Source organism: Frankia sp. QA3, assembly GCF_000262465.1.
Taxonomy (GTDB): domain Bacteria; phylum Actinomycetota; class Actinomycetes; order Frankiales; family Frankiaceae; genus Frankia.
Map to the genome: position 1 here is coordinate 6813542 of NZ_CM001489.1, position 17162 is coordinate 6830703.

The window sequence follows — 17162 nt, forward strand, 5'->3', positions numbered from 1 at the left end:
CCCAACCGGCCGGCGGCGGGTCGCCGGCCGCAACGGCCGCTGGTTCCGGTTCCCCGGCCCCTCGGCCAACGCGGCGCGATGCGGCCGCCGCATCGGATCACGAGTCTGCCGGCGATGGTGCGCCCAGGCCGGCGGCCGGAGCGCCCGTCGGTGCTGCCCTGGCAGCCGCGCCGGCCGTCGCCGAGGCGTCGAGGCAGGTGGCGTCGACAGGGGCGGCGTCGACGGAGGTGGCCTCGCGGGAGGCGGCGTCGACGGAGGTGGCCTCGCGGGAGTTGGCCTCGGCACGGCGGGCGGCCGAGCGTGAGGCGGCGCAGATTGTCGCGCGCGCCGAACGCGAGGCGGCCGAACGGCTGGCTCGGGTCGAGCGGGAGGCCGCCGAGATCCGCCGTCGCGGCGAGGACGAGGTCGCCTCGCTGCGCAACCAGGCCCTCGCCGAGGCCGCGGCCGACGCGTCCCGGGCGGAGGCCGCGACACGTGACGCGGCCCGGGCCGAGCTGGAGGCCGCCCGTGCGGAGATCGCCTCGGCCCGCGCATCCTTCGAGGACGAGCTGCGGGTCCGGCGGGCCGAGCTGCGCGGCCGGGAGGCGGCGCTCGCCGCCCGGGAGCAGCGGGTCGAGGAGCGCACCGCCAGCCTGGACGACCACGCCAGCCGGCTCGCCGGGCGTGATCAGGACCTCCTCGATCGGGAGAACGAGCTGACCCGTAGGGCGGCCGAGGCGGCCGACCTCGAGGCCGGGCGGCAGGCGGCGCTGGAGCGGATCGCCGAGCTCACCGCGGCGCAGGCCCGGGCGGAGCTGGTCTCCACCATCGAGCAGGAGGCCCGTCGCGAGGCCGCCCTGCTGGTCCGCGAGATCGAGTCGCGGGCCGAGGAAGAGGGGGAGGAACGCGCCCGCCGGATCGTGACCACGGCCATCCAGCGGGTCGCCTCCGAGCAGACCACCGAGTCCGTCGTCACCGTGCTGCACCTGCCGGGCGATGAGATGAAGGGTCGGATCATCGGCCGCGAGGGGCGCAACATCCGCACGTTCGAGTCCGTCACCGGGGTGAACGTGCTGATCGACGACACCCCCGAGGCGGTCCTGCTGAGCTGCTTCGATCCGGTGCGCCGGGAGATCGGCCGGATCACGCTGGCGGCGCTGGTGTCCGACGGGCGCATCCACCCGCACCGCATCGAGGAGGAGTACGCGCGGGCCCAGCTGGAGGTCGAGGAGCGCTGCGTGCGCGCAGGCGAGGACGCGCTGCTCGAGACGGGGATCTCCGAGATGCACCCCGAGCTGGTCACCCTGCTCGGGCGGCTGCGTTACCGCACCAGCTACGGCCAGAACGTGCTCGCGCATCTCATCGAGAGTGCGCATCTCGCCGGGATCATGGCCGCGGAGCTACGGATGGCGCTGCCCCTGGCCAAGCGCGCGGCCCTGCTGCACGACCTCGGCAAGGCGCTCACGCACGAGGTCGAGGGTTCCCACGCGCTCATCGGCGCGGACGTGGCCCGCCGCTACGGGGAGAGCGAGGAGGTCGTGCACGCGATCGAGGCCCACCACAACGAGGTCGCCCCCCGCTCGCTGTGCGCCGTGCTGACCCAGGCGGCCGACCAGATCTCCGGCGGCCGGCCGGGGGCCCGCCGCGACAGCCTGGAGTCGTACGTGAAGCGGCTCGAACGCATCGAGCAGATCGCCGGTGATCGCCCAGGGGTCGACCGGGTGTTCGCGATGCAGGCGGGCCGGGAGGTGCGGGTCATGGTCGTGCCCGAGGAGGTCGACGACGTCGCCGCCCACCTGCTCGCCCGCGACGTCGCCCGGCAGATCGAGGACGAGCTCACCTACCCCGGCCAGATCCGGGTAACTGTGGTCCGCGAGACCCGGGCGGTGGGCACGGCCCGCTGAACAGGCGCCCGGCCGTGTGGTTCAGGTCCGTGTGGTTCAGGTCCGTGTGGTTCAGGTTCGGGCGGCGCAGGTTCGGGCGGTTCAGGTCCGGGTGGTATCCGGCCCACCCTGCTCGGGCACCGTCGCTGTCGCCCCGGCGCCCGCTGCCGCCGCGGCGTCCATCGGCAGTTCCGCGTGGCCCCCGCCGAGCCGCTGGTTCTGCCGGCGATCCAGCCAGCGGGCCAGCCACGACAGCAGGCTGTTGGTCACGATGTACATCAGGGCGATCACCGTGTAGATCGGCAGCGCGTACCGGCTGCCGAGGAACTCCACGGCGCCGCGCCCGGTGCGCAGCAGCTCGCTGTAGGCGATGACGAAACCGAGGGAGGTGTCCTTGAGCAGGGTCACCAGCTGGCTGATCAGCGTCGGGCTCATCCGCCGGACCGCCTGCGGGAGCTGGATGAGCCGGAAGATCTGCAACGGCCGCAGCCCGAGGGCGGCGGCGGCCTCGGTCTGCCCCCGGTCGATCGAGGCGATCCCCGCCCGGAAGATCTCGCTGATCACCGCCCCGTTGTAGGCGGTCAGGCCGAGCACCAGGGCCCAGAAGGCCGACAGCTGCCAGCCGAGCGCCGGCAGTCCCAGGTAGGCGAACAGGATCAGCATCAGCACCGGCAGGCTGCGGAACAACTCGACCACGGCGGTGGCCGGGATGCGGACGGCCCGCCGCCGAGACGTCCGCGCCAGCGCCAGCGCGATGCCCAGGGCCACCGCGAACACCATCGCCGTCAGCGCCGCGCGCAGCGTGTCGAGCAGGCCGTTCCACAGCAGGGTCCGCAGCTCGGGGTAGTCGACGAACACGCTCCACAGCTCGCCGTCGAGTTGGCCGGAGTCCGCCAGCCGCAGCAGCGCCAGCGTGAGCAGCCCGGCGAGGACGACGAGCGCGATGATGCTGGAGATCAGGATGCGCCGCCGGCCCCGGGGGCCGGGCGGATCCGCCAGGACGATCGGCGTGCCGCTCATCGTGCCCTCGCCACCCGTCGTTCGGTCAGGGCCAGCGCGCCCGCCAGCGCCAGGGTGAGGATCAGGTAGGCGACCACGCCGCCGAGCAGCACGGCGATGACCGAGTCCGGGTTGGCCGTCGTCAACCGCTGCACCACCCCGGTCAGCTCCTGGACGCCGAACGCCGCGGCGATCGAGGTGTTGCGGATCAGGGCGCTGATCACGCTGCCGAGGGGCTGGAGCACGTTGCGGAACGCCTGCGGCAGCACGATCATCCGCAGCGTCTGGGCGAAGGTCAGGCCGAGCGCGCGGGCGGCCTCGGCCTGGCCGAGGTCGACCCCGTTGATGCCCGAGCGGACCGCCTCGCAGACCAGCGCCCCGTGGTAGATCGACAGGGCGACCACCGCGAAGGTGAAGTAGGAGAACACGATGTCGACCTGCGGCAGGACGAACACGACGAAGAAGAACACCACCGTCAGCGGGGTGTTGCGGACGATCTCCACGTAGGCGGTGCCGAACCAGCGCAGCGGGGGCACCGGGGAGACCCGCATCGCCGCGAGCGCGGTGCCGAGGAGCAGCGCCGCGATCGCCGCGAACAGGCTCAGACCCACCGTGCGGCGGAATCCCTCGGCGAAGATGTCGAGGTTGTCGAAGACGGCGTCGATCGCGATGCTCCCTCGTGCGGTGGAACGCCCGATGCGGTGCGGCGGCACGACGGCGGCGAGGGCCGGGACGGGGCCGGCGGCTGGCCGGCCACCGGCGCCCCGGCCCCCGCCGCGTCAGCGGGTACGGATCAGCGGATCGACGGATCGGTGGATCCAGCCGATCAGCGCCACGTGGATCAGGGGGTGTACCGGTCGACGGCCGGCGGCGTCGGCGTGTTCGGCTCCACCTTCCCGACGGTCGAGCTGAAAGCCTTCTCCCAGCGACCGTCGGAGTATGCGGCCTCGAGCGTGTTGTTGATGAACGTCCGGAAGGCGGTGTCGCCCTTCTTGATCCCGATGCCGTACGGCTCCTTGGTGAAGGTGCCGCCGACGACCTTGAAGGCGTCCGGGTCCTTGTCGATGAGGCCGAGCAGGATCACGTTGTCGGTGGTGACCGCGTCCACCTGCCCGTTCTTCAGCGCGTCGGCGCACTTGCTGTAGCCGTCGAACAGCACCAGCTGGGCGGCGGGCGCCACCTTGCGGATGTTCTCCGCCGGGGTGGAGCCGCTGACCGAGCACACCTTCTTGCCGGCGAGGGAGTCCTTGCCGGTGATGTCGGTGTTGTTCTTCGCCACCATGATCGACTGGCCGGCGACGTAGTACGGACCGGCGAAGTCGACGACCTTCTTGCGCTTGTCGTTGATCGTGTACGTGGCGACGACCATGTCGACCCGGCCCTGCTGGATGAACGGCTCGCGGTTGGCCGACACCGTCTCCACGAAGTTCACCTTGTCGCGGGGGATCCCGAGCGCGTCCGTGATGATCTCCGCGATCTCGACGTCGAAGCCCTCGGGCTTGCCGCTGAGGTTCTTCAGGCCGAACAGGTTCTGGTCGAACTTGGTTCCGACGGTGATCTTTCCGGCGTCCTGGAGTCGGGACATGGTGGTGCCGGGGGCGAAGCTGACCGCGGGTTGCGGGGCGGCCGAGTCCCCGTCGTCGTCGCTCCCGCAGGCGGTCAGGCCGAGGGTGGCGACCATCGCGACTCCGAGCAGCAGCGCGCCGCCGCGCCGCCGGGCGCCGCCGGACCCGCCGGATCGCCGGGGTGAGCTCCCGCCGGGCTGGCCGGAGTCCCCGGGAAGATGTCCGGCGGCTGGCCGCCGGCCCCGACTGAACGGTGTACGCATGACCGATCCTCTCGCGGTGATCCGGACCGCGGGGTCCGGAGCGGGGTCTGGTGTCGGATGAGGTGTCCCGGTGCTGCCTGCGGCATGGCTCTCGCCCGGCGCGCGGATGGGCCATGGGGGTGGCCCGCGCGGTGCCCGATCAGTGCTGCAGGATCCTGGCCAGGAAGTCCCTGGCCCGTTCGGACTTCGGCGCGCCGAAGAAGGCCTCCGGCGGCGCGATCTCCACGATCCGGCCGTCGGCCATGAAGGCCACGCGGTCGGCGGCGGAGCGGGCGAAGCCCATCTCGTGGGTGACCACGATCATGGTCATCCCGGTCGCGGCCAGGGACCGCATGACGTCGAGCACCTCGGAGATCATCTCGGGATCCAGGGCCGAGGTCGGCTCGTCGAACAGCATGAGCGCCGGGTCCATGGCCAGCGCCCGGGCGATGGCGGCGCGCTGCTGCTGGCCGCCGGAGAGCTGGCGGGGCAGCCGGTCGGCCTTGTCCGCGATGCCGACCCGGGCCAGCAGCTCGCGGGCGCGGGCCTCGGCCTGGCTCCGCTTCTGCCCGAGCACCTTCGTCGGCCCGAGCGTCACATTGTCAAGAATCGTCCGGTGGGCGAACAGATTGAACGACTGGAAAACCATTCCGACCCGGGACCGCATCCGGGCGAGTTCCCGGCCCTCTGCGGGCAGCGGGCTGCCCTCGAACAGGATGCGGCCCTCGTCGATCGTCTCCAGTCGGTTGATGCAGCGGCACAGCGTCGACTTCCCGGACCCGGAGGGGCCGATGACGACCACGACCTCCCCCGCCTCGACGGACAGGTCGACGTCGCTCAGCACCCGGTTGTCGCCGAAGGACTTTCCAACCCCCTCCAGGGTTACCAGGGGCACATCGACCTCCCGACACAATGGCAGAACGGTGGTGTTGGGCCGAGCATCCCGGCGGGTCCCAGGTGGACGGGCCAGGCGCGCGGATCAGTCGTGGGTCTGACAGGTGGACGGTCGCTCCGCTCCGTTTCCGAACCGTTGCAGCGACATCCGCGGATGATACGCGACGGGCCTCCGAAGTCCGCGAATCTGTATATTTCTCGACATTATTTTGGGTGCACCCGTCGTGCCGGAGGCGCGGGTGCCGTCGGCCGGCCCCGCGGGTGCCGCTTGCCGCCGCCCCCCGCCGGCCGCTTGCCGCCGCCGCCCGCCGGCCGCTTGCCGCCGCCGCCCGCCGGCCGCTTGCCGCCGCCGCCCGCCGGCCACGGTCTTGCCGGCCGTGGCCGCGGTGTGTCCGCGCCTCGACCGCCGTCCGCCCTGGTCACGGCCCCGCTCGGGAGTCGCGCCCCGGTCGCGGCCGCCGGTCGCCGGACGGGCCGCGACCGACGCGCCGTAGGCTGGTTGACGTGAAGGGCCGCAGCTACGAGGTACGCACGTTCGGGTGCCAGATGAACGTCCACGACTCCGAACGGCTCTCCGGACTGCTCGAGTCCGCCGGCTACCTCCCGGCCGCCCCCGGCAGCGAGGCCGACGTCGTGGTGTTCAACACCTGCGCGGTGCGGGAGAACGCCGACAACCGGCTGTACGGCAATCTCGGCCAGCTCGTCCCGGTGAAGAAGAGCCATCCGGGGATGCAGATCGCCGTCGGCGGCTGCCTGGCGCAGAAGGACCGCTCGAAGATCCTCGACCGCGCCCCCTGGGTCGACGTCGTCTTCGGCACCCACAATCTGCATCGCCTGCCGGTGCTGCTGGAGCGGGCCCGGCACAACGCCTCGGCCGAACTGGAGATCGCCGAGGCGCTCGAGGTGTTCCCCAGCTCGCTGCCGACCCGCCGGGCCAGCCACCACTCGGCCTGGGTCAGCATCAGCGTGGGCTGCGACAACACCTGCACCTTCTGCATCGTGCCCAGCCTGCGTGGCCGCGAGCGCGACCGCCGGCCGGCAGACGTGCTGGCCGAGGTCGAGGCGCTCGTCGGCGAGGGGGCACTGGAGATCACCCTGCTGGGGCAGAACGTGAACTCCTACGGTCGTTCGCTGGGCGACCCGGGGGCGTTCGCCAAGCTGCTCGTCGCCTGCGGCCGGGTCGACGGGCTGGAGCGGGTGCGTTTCACCTCGCCGCACCCGCGGGACTTCACCGACGACGTCATCGAGGCGATGGCCGCCACGGCGAACGTCTGCCACCAGTTGCACATGCCCCTGCAGTCCGGTTCGGACGAGGTACTGCGCCGGATGCGCCGCTCCTACCGCCGGGAACGGTTCCTCGGCATCGTCGAGCGGGTGCGCGCGGCGATGCCCGACGCGGCCATCACCACCGACATCATCGTCGGTTTCCCCGGCGAGACCGAGGCGGACTTCGCCGACACCCTCGACGTCGTGCGCGAGGCCCGCTTCTCCGGTGCGTTCACCTTCCAGTACTCCCCGCGCCCGGGCACCCCGGCGGCGACGATGGACGGCCAGATCGACCGGGCCACGGTGGCCGAGCGGTATGCCCGCCTGGTCGCGTTGCAGGACGAGGTCTCCTGGGCGCAGAACCGCGAGCTGGTCGGCCGGCGGGTCGAGCTGCTCGTCGCGGAGGGCGAGGGCCGCAAGGACGACGCCACCGGCCGGTTGTCCGGCCGGGCGCGCGACGGGCGCCTCGTCCACTTCCGAGCCGATCCGGGCGCACGGCCCGGACCCGGCGGCGCTCCGGCCGGCGTGGCCGTGGGCCCTGTCGCGCCCGCGCCCGGTCCGGGACCGGCGGTGCGGCCCGGCGATGTCGTCGAGACCGTGGTGACGCGGGCCGCGCCGCACCATCTCACCGCCGACGGGCCGCTGCTGTCCCACCGCCGCACCCGCGCGGGTGACGCCTGGGAGCTCGGCCGCACCGCCCCCGCCGTCGGCGGCGGCGCGACGGCGGCCCGGCAGGCCGTCACCCTCGGCATGCCGTCGGTGGGACCGGCGCCGAGCCCGAGCCGCCGGTGACCTTCGTCGCCGCGGCCGTCTGCCCGCACCCGCCGCTGCTGGTCCCCGAGGTCGGTCGCGGCGAGCAGGTCCAGGCCCGCGCCGCCGCGGTGGACGCGGTGCGGCGGCTGTGCGCCGCCCGGCCGGCTCGCATCGTGGTCGTCGGGGACGCGCCGGCCGAGACGCGCTACGGGCCCGAGTCGACGGGATCGCTCGCCGGCTTCGGGGTGGACCTGCGCGTGCCGCTCGGGCCGCCGGCTGCCGGGCCCACCGCCGCGGCGCCGTCGCTGCCCCTGTCGCTCACCGTCGGCGCCTGGCTGCTGGCGAGCGCCGGCTGGTCCGGAGCCCGCACGGCGCTCGGAGTGCCGGCCGGCCACTCCCCGCGGCAGGCGGCCGGACTCGGTGAACGCCTGGTCGCGCAGGTGGGGCGGGGGGAGCGGCTCGCCCTGCTGGTCATGGGCGACGGGTCGGCTCGGCGCACGCTGAAGGCACCGGGCGGGCTCGACGAGCGCGCCGCGGCCTTCGACGCCGCCGTCGCGGCGGCCCTGGCCGGGCCCGATCCCGCCGCCCTGCTCGACCTCGATCCGGAGCTGGCGGCCGATCTGCTGGCCGCCGGCCGGGCCTCGTGGCAGGTCCTCGCCGGTGCGCTACTCGCCGCGACTCGGGACGACACGCCATCCGAATCCTGGTCCAGCGAGCTCACCTATGACGACGCGCCCTACGGTGTCGGCTATCTGGTTGCCGTATGGAATCGGGGGGGCGCGCAACGTGGTTGGGAGCCCGGCTGAGCTGCCGGTAGGTGTGTGGCGGACCGAGGTCGCTGGCCTGGCCGCGTTGCGGTGCGGGTCGATGGACGCCCCGGGGGTCCTCCTGCTGCCCGGTTACGCGGCGAGCAAGGAGGACTTCCTGCCGATCATGCCGGCGCTGGCCGCGGCGGGGTTCGCCGTGACGGCGCTCGACCAGCGGGGCCAGCATGAGTCGCCCGGTCCCGACGAGATCGCGGCGTACAGCCTGGAGGCGTTCGCCGACGACGTCCATCGCGTGATCGACGCGCTCGGCGGGGGGCCCGTGCATCTGGTCGGGCACAGCTTCGGCGGCCTCGTCGCCCGCGCGGCGGTCATCGCCGACCCCGGCCGGATGCGCACGCTGACCCTGCTGTCCTCCGGACCCGCCGGCATCGTCGGCCGGCGCCAGGCCGCGATGCGCACGATCCGGCTGGTCCTGGAGCGGGGCGGACCGGCCGCGGTGTGGGCGGCGCTGCACGCCGTGGAGCGGCCCCGCCCGGCGCCGGCGGCCGACTTCCTGCGCCGGCGGTTCTTCGCGCACAACCAGACCTCCCTGGTCGCGATCGCCCAGCATCTTCTCGACACCCCGGACCGGGTCGCGGAGCTGGCGGCCGCCGCCCACGGCGCGGGCCTGCCCGTGCTCGTCGCGCACGGTGACGGTGACGACGGTTGGCCGGCCGCCGTGCAGGGCGACATGGCCCGCCGGCTCGCGGCCCGCTACGAGGTGCTGCCGGGCGCCCGGCACGACCCGGCGGCCGATGCCCCGGACGCGCTGGTCGCCGCGCTGGTCGGGTTCTGGCGGACGCCGGGCGTGCCGGCGCGGCGGCCGGCGTCCGCCGTCGTCGCCGAGGCCAGCTCCGCCGGCCGTGTGACCGCCTGAGCCCGGGACGCGGACCGGGCGGGCGTGCCGGTGCCGTGGTGGCGCGTGGCACGATCGGGGTGATGAACACGCGGGAGCGGTCCCGGTCGGGACCGGTGGTGGCGGTGGTGGGGCCGACGGCCGCGGGCAAGAGCGATCTCGGCATCGAGCTCGCGCTCGCGCTCGGCGGTGAGGTCGTCAACGCCGACTCGATGCAGCTTTACCGCGGGATGGACATCGGCACCGCCAAGGTCCCGCCGGCCCAGCGCCGCGGGGTGCCCCACCATCTGCTCGACGTCTGGGACGTGACGCGCACCGCCGACGTCGCCAGCTTCCAGGCCGACGCCCGGCGGGTGATCGACGACCTGCTCGCGGCGGGCCGGACCCCGGTTCTGGTCGGCGGCTCCGGGCTGTACCTGCGCGCCGCCCTCGACGATCTGACCTTCCCGGGTACCGATCCGGCCGTGCGGGCCCGCTGGGAGCGGGAGCTGGCCAGTCGCGGTGCACCGGCGCTGCACGGCGAGCTGGCGCGCCGCGCGCCGCGGGCCGCGGAGGCGATCCTGCCCACGAACGGTCGCCGGATCGTGCGCGCGCTGGAGGTCGTCGAGCTGACCGGCACCTTCGAGGCCACCCTGCCCGAGCACCGCTCCGTCTACGACGTCGTCCAGATCGGGGTGGACCGGACCGATCTGGACGATCGCATCGCCGAACGGGTGGAGAGAATGTGGGGTGCGGGTTTTCCCGACGAAGTGCGGGGGTTGACGGAAAAGGGCCTTAGAGAAGGTCGTACGGCGTCCCGTGCGCTGGGATATGCTCAGCTGCTCGCCTGGCTTGACGGAGCAATGGACTCCGCCGAGGAGGCCAAGCTGGCCACAATTACCGCGACGCGACGCTTTGCCCGACGGCAAAGGTCCTGGTTTCGCCGGGACGAGCGGATAGTCTGGCTGGACCAACCGGATGTCACCCAGGTGCTACGGCTGGTGGGTTCGCTCTGACGGGTGATCGGTCAAACGGCTCCGGGGCGACGGGTCGGCGCCGAACCCCGGCGTCGCCGACGCCCGGCGTGCGGCGGCCGGTCCCGCTCGGCGTCTGGAGAGATCGATGTGACCGCGCCCTCCGCTGCTGCCGGTTCCCCACCCGACCTGACTCTCGTCCCCGCCCTCTATGCCGCTTTCGATGACGGTTCGTTGCGATTGCATTTCCAACCCGAGGTGGACCTGCGTAACGGGTCGGTTCCGGGAATGGAAGCCCATCCGCGTTGGCAGCATCCTGAGCGCGGAGTGCTCGGCCCGGCGGAGTTCATGCCGATCGCCGCCGCCGCCGGGCTCGTGCACCAGGTCGACCAGTGGGTCCTGCGGATGGCGGTGACCGAGGCGCGCACCTGGCACCGGATGGCCGTCGGAACGCCCATCCGGCCACCCCGGCTTTGGGTGAACGTCGATGGCCGCCAGCTCGCCAGCCCCGCCTTCGTCGCCGAGGTCGACCGGTTGCTCTCCGGTCGGCTGCTGCCGGCGGGGGCGATCGGGCTGGAGTTCAGCGAGCGGGACCTCGGGCTCGCCGCGCCGGTGGTGCCCCGCCTGCTGGAGCGGCTGCGCGCCCTCGGCGTCGCGATCGCCGTCGAGTCGTTCGGCACCTGGTTCGGGTCGTTGGCGATGTTCGACCTGCTGCCCCTGGACCTCGTCAAGCTCGACGGCGTGTTCCTGCGGGCGACGATGCGTGACCTGGAAGGGGAGGCGGTCGTCGCGGCGATCGCCCGGCTGGCCCACCAGCGGCGGCTGACCGTCGTCGCCGACGGTGTGGACACCGCGCGGCTGGCCACCCGGGTGGTGGACCTCGGCTGCGACCGGGCGATCGGGCCGGTGTTCTGCCCGCCGGTCCCGGTGGAGGACGCCCGGCTGATCGCGCTGGGTCGGGGCCGCCCGGACCGCTGGTACAGGCCCCCGGCGCGAACCGACGACCGGATGCGGGAGTGGGTGCGCGCCGCCGCGGGGTGAGGCGCGGCGGCGGCCCGGGCTGGTGAGCCGTACGATCGCGTCGTGCGGGACGACCGGGAGCTGCGCTTCGTCAAGGGCCATGGCACGGGCAACGACTTCGTCGTGCTTCCCGACCCCGACGGCGACCTTGATCTCACCGCGGACCTGGTCCGCGCGCTGTGCGATCGGCGCACCGGCGTCGGCGCGGACGGAGTGCTGCGGGTCGTGCTGTCCGCCGCGGTCCCCGAGGCCGCACCCCTCGCCGGGACCGCCCGCTGGTTCATGGACTACCGCAACGCCGACGGGTCGGTCGCCGAGATGTGCGGCAACGGCGCCCGGGTGTTCGCCCGCTACCTGGTGGCCGCGGGTTACGCCCAGCCCGGCCGGTTCACCATCGCGACCCGGGCCGGCCTGCGGCTCGTGGAGGTCCCGGCCACGGGGGATGTCACGGTCGACATGGGCCCCCCGCGGCTGTCCGCCGGGTCCGGGTCGGCGGTGACCGTCGCCGATCGCGCCTTCACGGCGGTCGGGGTGTCGATGGGCAACCCGCACGCGGTCTGCTTCGCCGACGATCTCGACGTGCCCGCGCTGCGCGGCCTCGACCTGACCCGCCCCCCCGCCTTCTCCCCGGTGGACTTCCCGGACGGGGTGAACGTCGAGATCGTCGTGGACCGGCCGGGCGGGGTCGCCATGCGGGTCTACGAACGCGGGGTCGGGGAGACGGCCTCCTGCGGCACCGGCGCCTGCGCCGTCGCGGTGGCCTGGGCCGCCCGCCGCGGCCTGCGCCCCGCGGCCGGGGCGGACGTGGCGCCGGCTGCCCGCCCGTCGGTTGCGTCGGGGGTGCCGAACGCCGCCGGCGTGGCGCCGCCGACGGCGGTCGAGGTCGAGGTCGAGGTCGACGTTCCCGGCGGGGGGCTGGTGGTCGTCTGGCGCCGCGACACCGTGCTGCTGCGGGGACCGGCCGAGCTGGTCTTCGACGGCGTGCTGCGCTCGGCGGCCCTGGGCGGGCGCGAGGTCGCCCCGACGGCGGACGCTGCCGGGGTCGCCGACGCCACCGAGATCCTGGCGGCCGCCGGGCTGCCCGGCTCCGCCCACGTCCACTGACCCCGATCTGCCCACTGACCCCGCTCACGCCCACTGACCCCGCTCTGCCCACGCCCAGCGACACGCTCCGTCCAGGCCCACCGACCGGCCCGCGGCCCGCCCGCCGGCGCTTGGCTGCCCGCGGGTATGACCGGGAGGACCTGGGGCGTGTCCTCGGACGGCGACGTCCGTTTTCGACAAGACCGCCTGGCCCGGGCCGTCCTACGGTGCGCTCATGCCATCCACGTTCAACCTCACCGGCCTGATCGTCGCCGACATGGCCCGCAGCCTGGCCTTCTACCGCCTGCTCGGGCTCGACCTGCCGGCCGGCGCCGAGACCGAACCGCACGTCGAGGTGACCCTGCCCGGCGGCCTGCGCCTGGCCTTCGACACCGAGGAGGTCATCCGTTCCTTCGACCCGGCCTGGACGCCGGCGACCAGCGGTGCCGGGCGGGTGAGCCTGGCCTTCGCCTGCGACAGCCCCGCCGAGGTCGACGCGATCCACGCCGACCTGCTCGCCGCCGGTCACACCGGCCACCTACCGCCCTGGGACGCCTTCTGGGGTCAGCGCTACGCGACCGTCCTCGACCCGGACGGCAACCACGTCGATCTGTTCGCCCCACTGCCCGCCGTTCCGACGCCCTGACCGAGATGGCCGGCAGGCCCAGGCCCGTCGAGTATCCCCGGCGGCCCCGGCAGCCCCGGCAGCCCTGGAGGTTCCGGCAGGCGCGTAGGTTCCGGCAGGCCCGGAGGGTCCGCGAGGCCCGCCGGTGCCGGGCTGCTCGGCCGGGTGGTGCCGAGCAGGCTGGTCAGCGCGACGCCGGTCAGGGCGCGCACCTCCCGGGCAAGATGGGCCTGATCGGCGTAGCCGGCGTCGGCGGCCACCGCGGCCAGGCGTCGGCCGGTCCGCGCCGAGCGCAACGCCTCCTGCAGCCGCAGGATGCGGGCGAGCGTCTTCGGGCCGTACCCGAACGTCTGCCGGCAGCGGCGCAGGAGCTGGCGTTCGCTGAGCGCGGCCCCGCGCGCCACGTCCGCCACCGGCGATCCGGCCCGGATCCCAGCGATGATCGCCGGCACCAGCGGATCGCCCAGTCCCGGATGGTGGGGGCGGGCGGCGACGGACGCCTCGAGCACCAGCGCCGGGTCGCCCGCGTCGGCGAGCCGTTCGGCGAGTCGCCGGGCCGGCCCCGCGCCCCACAGGTCGGCGAGCTCCGGGCGGCGGTCGCGCAGCTCCGCGGCGGGCACCCCGAGCCGGGCCGGCCCGCGCCCGGGGGCGAAGCGCAGGCCGAGGTGGCGCACTCCCGGCGCCCAACACGCGAGCTTAGCGACCGTGTCCGGGCCGGCGACGATCAACCGGCCGTCGGAGCTCCAGATGATGTCGATGCAGCCGTCCGGCAGGATCCGGTGGACCTGCGCGGCCTGCCCGTCGTGGGCCGGGCCACCCGCCGGAGGGCGTCGCCGCGGTCGGCCGGCACCAGCTCGATCGAGGCCGGTGGCGGGCCCGGACGGGCCTTGCGCGGACCAGAGCGTCGCCGGCAGACGGGTCGTCGGCCGTTCCCGGTACACGGGCGTCGACGGTACGCGGCCGGCGTCCCATTCGGGTGCCCGTCCCGTCCAGGTGCCCGTCCCGTCCGGTGCGAAGGTCACGGCGTGCCAGCCGGCAAACCGTTCGCGATCGTCATGGCGGCGTGGGACCCTGGTCGGAGACGGGGTGAATCCGCAAGGGTAGCGGCCGGGCGCCGGGCGCCCACCCTCCCCGCGGACCTCATCAGGTCGCCGGAACGTGCGCGTGACCTGGCCGGACGAAGCGGCGCGGAATCTCGCGGCAGCGAGCCGCGTTGAGAACGGATGGTATGACTCTTCCTGCCGACGCCCTGACGGCGTCCACTTTCGACAGATCCCTCATCGAACTCACCGATTCCGATTCGGCGTACCTTTCGGGTTTCTATGACGATTCGGGGGATGGCTTCGACCTGGAGGAGCGCGCGGCACTGCGCCGCGTGCCGGGTCTGGCCACCGAACTCGACGACGTCACCGAGGTCGAGTACCGCCAGCTTCGGCTGGAGCGGGTCGTCCTCATCGGCGTGTGGACGTCGGGTTCGTTGCGGTCGGCCGAGGCCTCCATGGCGGAGCTCGCCGCCCTCGCCACCACGGCGGGTTCCGTGGTGCTCGATGCGCTCGTCCAACGCCGCGACCGGCCGGACGCCTCGACCTACGTCGGGTCCGGCAAGGCGCGTGAACTCGCCGAGGTCGTCACCGCGACCGGTGCGGACACGGTGATCTGCGACGGCGAGCTCACCCCGGGCCAGCTACGCCAGCTGGAGGAGGTCGTCAAGGTCAAGGTCATCGACCGGACCGCGCTCATCCTGGACATCTTCGCCCAGCACGCGACGTCTCGGGAGGGCAAGGCGCAGGTCGAGCTCGCCCAGCTTCAGTACATGCTGCCCCGTCTGCGCGGCTGGGGTGAGTCGATGTCCCGCGCTGCGGCCAGCGGCGGCGGGCGTGCGCCCATCGGTACCCGCGGACCCGGCGAGACGAAGATCGAGACGGACCGTCGGCGGCTGCGGGCCCGGATGGCGCGCCTGCGTCGGGAACTCGCCGGGATGGCGACCGTGCGGGAGACGAAGCGGTCGGCCCGCCGGCGCGGCGAGGTGCCCGCGGTGGCGATCGCCGGCTACACCAACGCCGGCAAGTCCTCGCTGCTCAACCGCCTCACCGGCGCCGGCGTCCTCGTCGAGGACGCGCTGTTCGCCACGCTGGATCCCACCGTGCGGCGCGCGACGCTGCCGGACGGCCGGGCGTTCACCCTCACCGACACGGTCGGTTTCGTCCGGCACCTCCCGCACCAGATCGTCGAGGCGTTCCGCTCGACCCTGGAGGAGGTCGCCGACGCGGACCTCATCCTGCACGTCGTCGACGGCTCCGCCCCCGACCCGGCCGCCCAGATCTCGGCCGTGCGCGAGGTGCTCAACGACATCGACGCGGGCGACGTGACCGAGCTGATCGTCGTGAACAAGGTCGACGCGACCGAGCCGACCGTCCTCGCCGGCCTGCGCCAGCTCGCGCCCGACGCGGTCTTCGTCTCGGCGCGCACGGGGGAGGGGCTGGCCGCGCTCGTCGACGCCCTGTCCGCCCGGGTCCCCCACCCCGACGTGGAGATGAAGGTCCTCGTCCCCTATACGCGGGGCGATCTCGTCTCCCGGGTGCATGCCCATGGCGAGGTGCTCGAGCTGGAGCACACCGCGGACGGCACCCGACTGCTCGCGAGGGTGTCCCCGTCGCTCGCCGCGGAGCTGCACGCTTTCCAGCCCTGACCCGCCAAGGCCGGACCTGACCCGTCGCTGGCGATCACGGCCCGATCGGCGGCATGCCGCCCGGTCCGCGGCAGCCGAACCGGCCGGCCGCCTCGCGCGGCCGGCCGTCCACGGTCAGACCCGGCGCAGCACAGCGACGATCCGCCCGAGGATCGTCGCCTCCTCGCCGGGGATGTCGCTGAACGTCGGGTTCTCCGGATGCAGCCAGACCTTGCCGTCGCGGACCCGCAGCCGCTTGACCGTCGCCTCGCCGTCGATCATCGCGGCGACGATCTCGCCGTTGTCCGCGACCGGCTGCTGGCGGACCACCACCCAGTCCCCGTCACAGATCGCCGCGTTGATCATCGATTCGCCGACGACCCGGAGCAGGAACAGGGTGCCCTCGCCGACGATCTCCTTCGGCAGCGGAAAGACGTCCTCGATCGCCTGCTCGGCCAGGATCGGGCCGCCGGCGGCGATCCGCCCGAGTACCGGTACGTAGGCCGCGGACGCCTCGCCGCTCGCCCCGACGGCCGGGGCGGCTGCGGCGCCCGGGAACGTCGACACCACCGCCGCGGCGCCGGAGTCGGCCTTGCGCCGCGGCCGATCGGGGCTGAGCACCTCCATCGCCCGCGGACGGTTCGGGTCCCGGCGCAGGTAGCCCTTCTCCTCCAGCACCTTGAGCTGGTGCGCCACGCTGCTCGTGCTGGTCAGCCCCACCGCCTCCCCGATCTCCCGCACACTGGGCGGGTACCCGCGCCGTTCCACCTCGGCCCGGATGACCTCGAGCACCTTGCGCTGCCGGGGGGTCAGGCCGGCTGCGTCCGCGGGGTTTTCGGGAAAGGCCCGCACGTTGCCGCGGGCCCCGCCCCGGCGTGTACCCCTGCCTTGGCTGGTCATCGCCTACCGCTCTCCTCGTCGCGTACTCCGTCGCCGGCCGGTCGCCGCTCGGTCGCCACGCCGGGCGGCCGCACGGCTGTCGGCCTCGCCCGGCGAGACCGGCACCCCCCACGGCATCCGGCTGTCCGCGACCGGGAAACCGCCCGGTGCAAACCTGATCGTCTCGACGGTAACCGCCCCGTCGCGGAATCTCAAACGTCTGTTCGAGCATGTCTCTTTCCCCGGCGGGACGCCAGTGCAACAATCGATCAGGAGTTCGATCGAACGGGAGTTCGTGGCGTCGGCGACACGGTCCGAGCGCCTTGGGAGGATGCCGTGCACAGCGCGCACACGACGCAGGTGGTCGATCTGGCGGCTGCCCGGGAGCGGGCGGCGCGTCGGGCCCAGGGCTGGTCGGCGGGAGGTCCGGCGGGGACGCGGGGCCTCCGGTCGGCCGTCGGCGTCGTGGCCGGGAGGCCTGTGCGCCCCCTGGGTCCGTACGCCTCGCGCCCCCGTCCGCCAGGTCTCCAGTCGCCGGGTCTCCAGTCGCCGGGTCTCCAGTCGCCGGGTCTCCAGTCGCGGGATTCCCGGCAGCCGAGTTCCCGGTGGCTGTCCCGTGGAGCGGGTTCCCGGCCGCGGGCGCGGCGCGCCGCTGCCGGCGCGCCGCTGCCGCCGCTGCGGCTGACCCGCC

15 protein-coding genes are annotated in these 17162 nt (G+C 73.9%); 9 read left to right on the forward strand and 6 right to left on the reverse strand.

Features of this window, described 5'->3' with window-relative positions; genetic code table 11:
* The first annotated feature begins 257 nt into the window (after nt 1-257).
* Nucleotides 258-1883 (forward strand): ribonuclease Y, encoded by a 1626-nt coding sequence (rny, locus tag FRAQA3DRAFT_RS27890; RefSeq protein WP_369809483.1) that lies wholly within the window; start codon nt 258-260, stop codon nt 1881-1883.
* 81 nt (nt 1884-1964) lie between these two features.
* On the opposite strand, the gene FRAQA3DRAFT_RS27895 is transcribed toward rny, so the two are convergent.
* From FRAQA3DRAFT_RS27895 to FRAQA3DRAFT_RS27910, 4 genes are all read right to left on the reverse strand, one after another.
* On the reverse strand, nt 1965-2882 hold the full coding sequence (locus tag FRAQA3DRAFT_RS27895; RefSeq protein WP_009742401.1) for an amino acid ABC transporter permease: 918 nt from the start codon (nt 2880-2882) through the stop codon (nt 1965-1967).
* Nucleotides 2879-3526: an amino acid ABC transporter permease gene (locus FRAQA3DRAFT_RS27900; protein ID WP_051054661.1), complete on the reverse strand. Its 648-nt coding sequence runs from the start codon at nt 3524-3526 to the stop codon at nt 2879-2881. Before FRAQA3DRAFT_RS27900 ends, FRAQA3DRAFT_RS27895 begins: the two co-directional genes overlap by 4 nt.
* A gap of 176 nt (nt 3527-3702) precedes the next feature.
* A complete protein-coding gene (locus FRAQA3DRAFT_RS27905; protein ID WP_035921627.1) occupies nt 3703-4689 on the reverse strand; it encodes a glutamate ABC transporter substrate-binding protein in 987 nt (328 codons plus the stop codon).
* Between the two features lie 139 nt (nt 4690-4828).
* Nucleotides 4829-5563, reverse strand: coding sequence for an amino acid ABC transporter ATP-binding protein (locus tag FRAQA3DRAFT_RS27910; protein ID WP_009742404.1), 735 nt, complete (start codon nt 5561-5563; stop codon nt 4829-4831).
* Nucleotides 5564-6108: 545 nt separating this feature from the next.
* Here FRAQA3DRAFT_RS27910 and miaB point away from each other — a divergent pair.
* From miaB to FRAQA3DRAFT_RS27945, 7 genes are all read left to right on the forward strand, one after another.
* Nucleotides 6109-7620 (forward strand): tRNA (N6-isopentenyl adenosine(37)-C2)-methylthiotransferase MiaB, encoded by a 1512-nt coding sequence (gene miaB, locus FRAQA3DRAFT_RS27915; RefSeq protein WP_232292175.1) that lies wholly within the window; start codon nt 6109-6111, stop codon nt 7618-7620.
* Nucleotides 7617-8387: a class III extradiol dioxygenase subunit B-like domain-containing protein gene (locus FRAQA3DRAFT_RS27920; protein WP_009742406.1), complete on the forward strand. Its 771-nt coding sequence runs from the start codon at nt 7617-7619 to the stop codon at nt 8385-8387. Before miaB ends, FRAQA3DRAFT_RS27920 begins: the two co-directional genes overlap by 4 nt.
* Before the next feature lie 61 nt (nt 8388-8448).
* On the forward strand, nt 8449-9264 hold the full coding sequence (locus FRAQA3DRAFT_RS27925) for an alpha/beta fold hydrolase (RefSeq protein WP_035923637.1): 816 nt from the start codon (nt 8449-8451) through the stop codon (nt 9262-9264).
* A gap of 62 nt (nt 9265-9326) precedes the next feature.
* A complete protein-coding gene (miaA, locus tag FRAQA3DRAFT_RS27930) occupies nt 9327-10238 on the forward strand; it encodes a tRNA (adenosine(37)-N6)-dimethylallyltransferase MiaA (protein ID WP_035923639.1) in 912 nt (303 codons plus the stop codon).
* Between the two features lie 108 nt (nt 10239-10346).
* Nucleotides 10347-11237 carry an EAL domain-containing protein gene (locus FRAQA3DRAFT_RS27935; protein ID WP_009742409.1) on the forward strand — a complete coding sequence of 297 codons (891 nt, stop codon included), beginning with the start codon at nt 10347-10349 and terminating at the stop codon, nt 11235-11237.
* Between the two features lie 42 nt (nt 11238-11279).
* Entirely contained in the window at nt 11280-12320 is a 1041-nt protein-coding gene (dapF, locus tag FRAQA3DRAFT_RS27940) for a diaminopimelate epimerase (RefSeq protein ID WP_009742410.1), read from the forward strand.
* Between the two features lie 214 nt (nt 12321-12534).
* Complete coding sequence (locus FRAQA3DRAFT_RS27945) at nt 12535-12945, forward strand: VOC family protein (protein WP_009742411.1); 411 nt, start codon at nt 12535-12537, stop codon at nt 12943-12945.
* Here FRAQA3DRAFT_RS27945 and FRAQA3DRAFT_RS27950 read toward each other — a convergent pair.
* Nucleotides 12870-13946 carry a helix-turn-helix domain-containing protein gene (locus FRAQA3DRAFT_RS27950; protein ID WP_009742412.1) on the reverse strand — a complete coding sequence of 359 codons (1077 nt, stop codon included), beginning with the start codon at nt 13944-13946 and terminating at the stop codon, nt 12870-12872. The genes FRAQA3DRAFT_RS27945 and FRAQA3DRAFT_RS27950 overlap by 76 nt on opposite strands.
* 206 nt (nt 13947-14152) lie before the next feature.
* Here FRAQA3DRAFT_RS27950 and hflX point away from each other — a divergent pair, with 206 nt between their 5' ends.
* Nucleotides 14153-15613: a GTPase HflX gene (gene hflX, locus FRAQA3DRAFT_RS27955; protein WP_009742413.1), complete on the forward strand. Its 1461-nt coding sequence runs from the start codon at nt 14153-14155 to the stop codon at nt 15611-15613.
* A 114-nt stretch (nt 15614-15727) separates the two neighbouring features.
* Here hflX and lexA read toward each other — a convergent pair whose 3' ends face one another.
* Complete coding sequence (lexA, locus tag FRAQA3DRAFT_RS27960) at nt 15728-16492, reverse strand: transcriptional repressor LexA (protein WP_009742414.1); 765 nt, start codon at nt 16490-16492, stop codon at nt 15728-15730.
* Between the last annotated feature and the right edge of the window lie 670 nt (nt 16493-17162).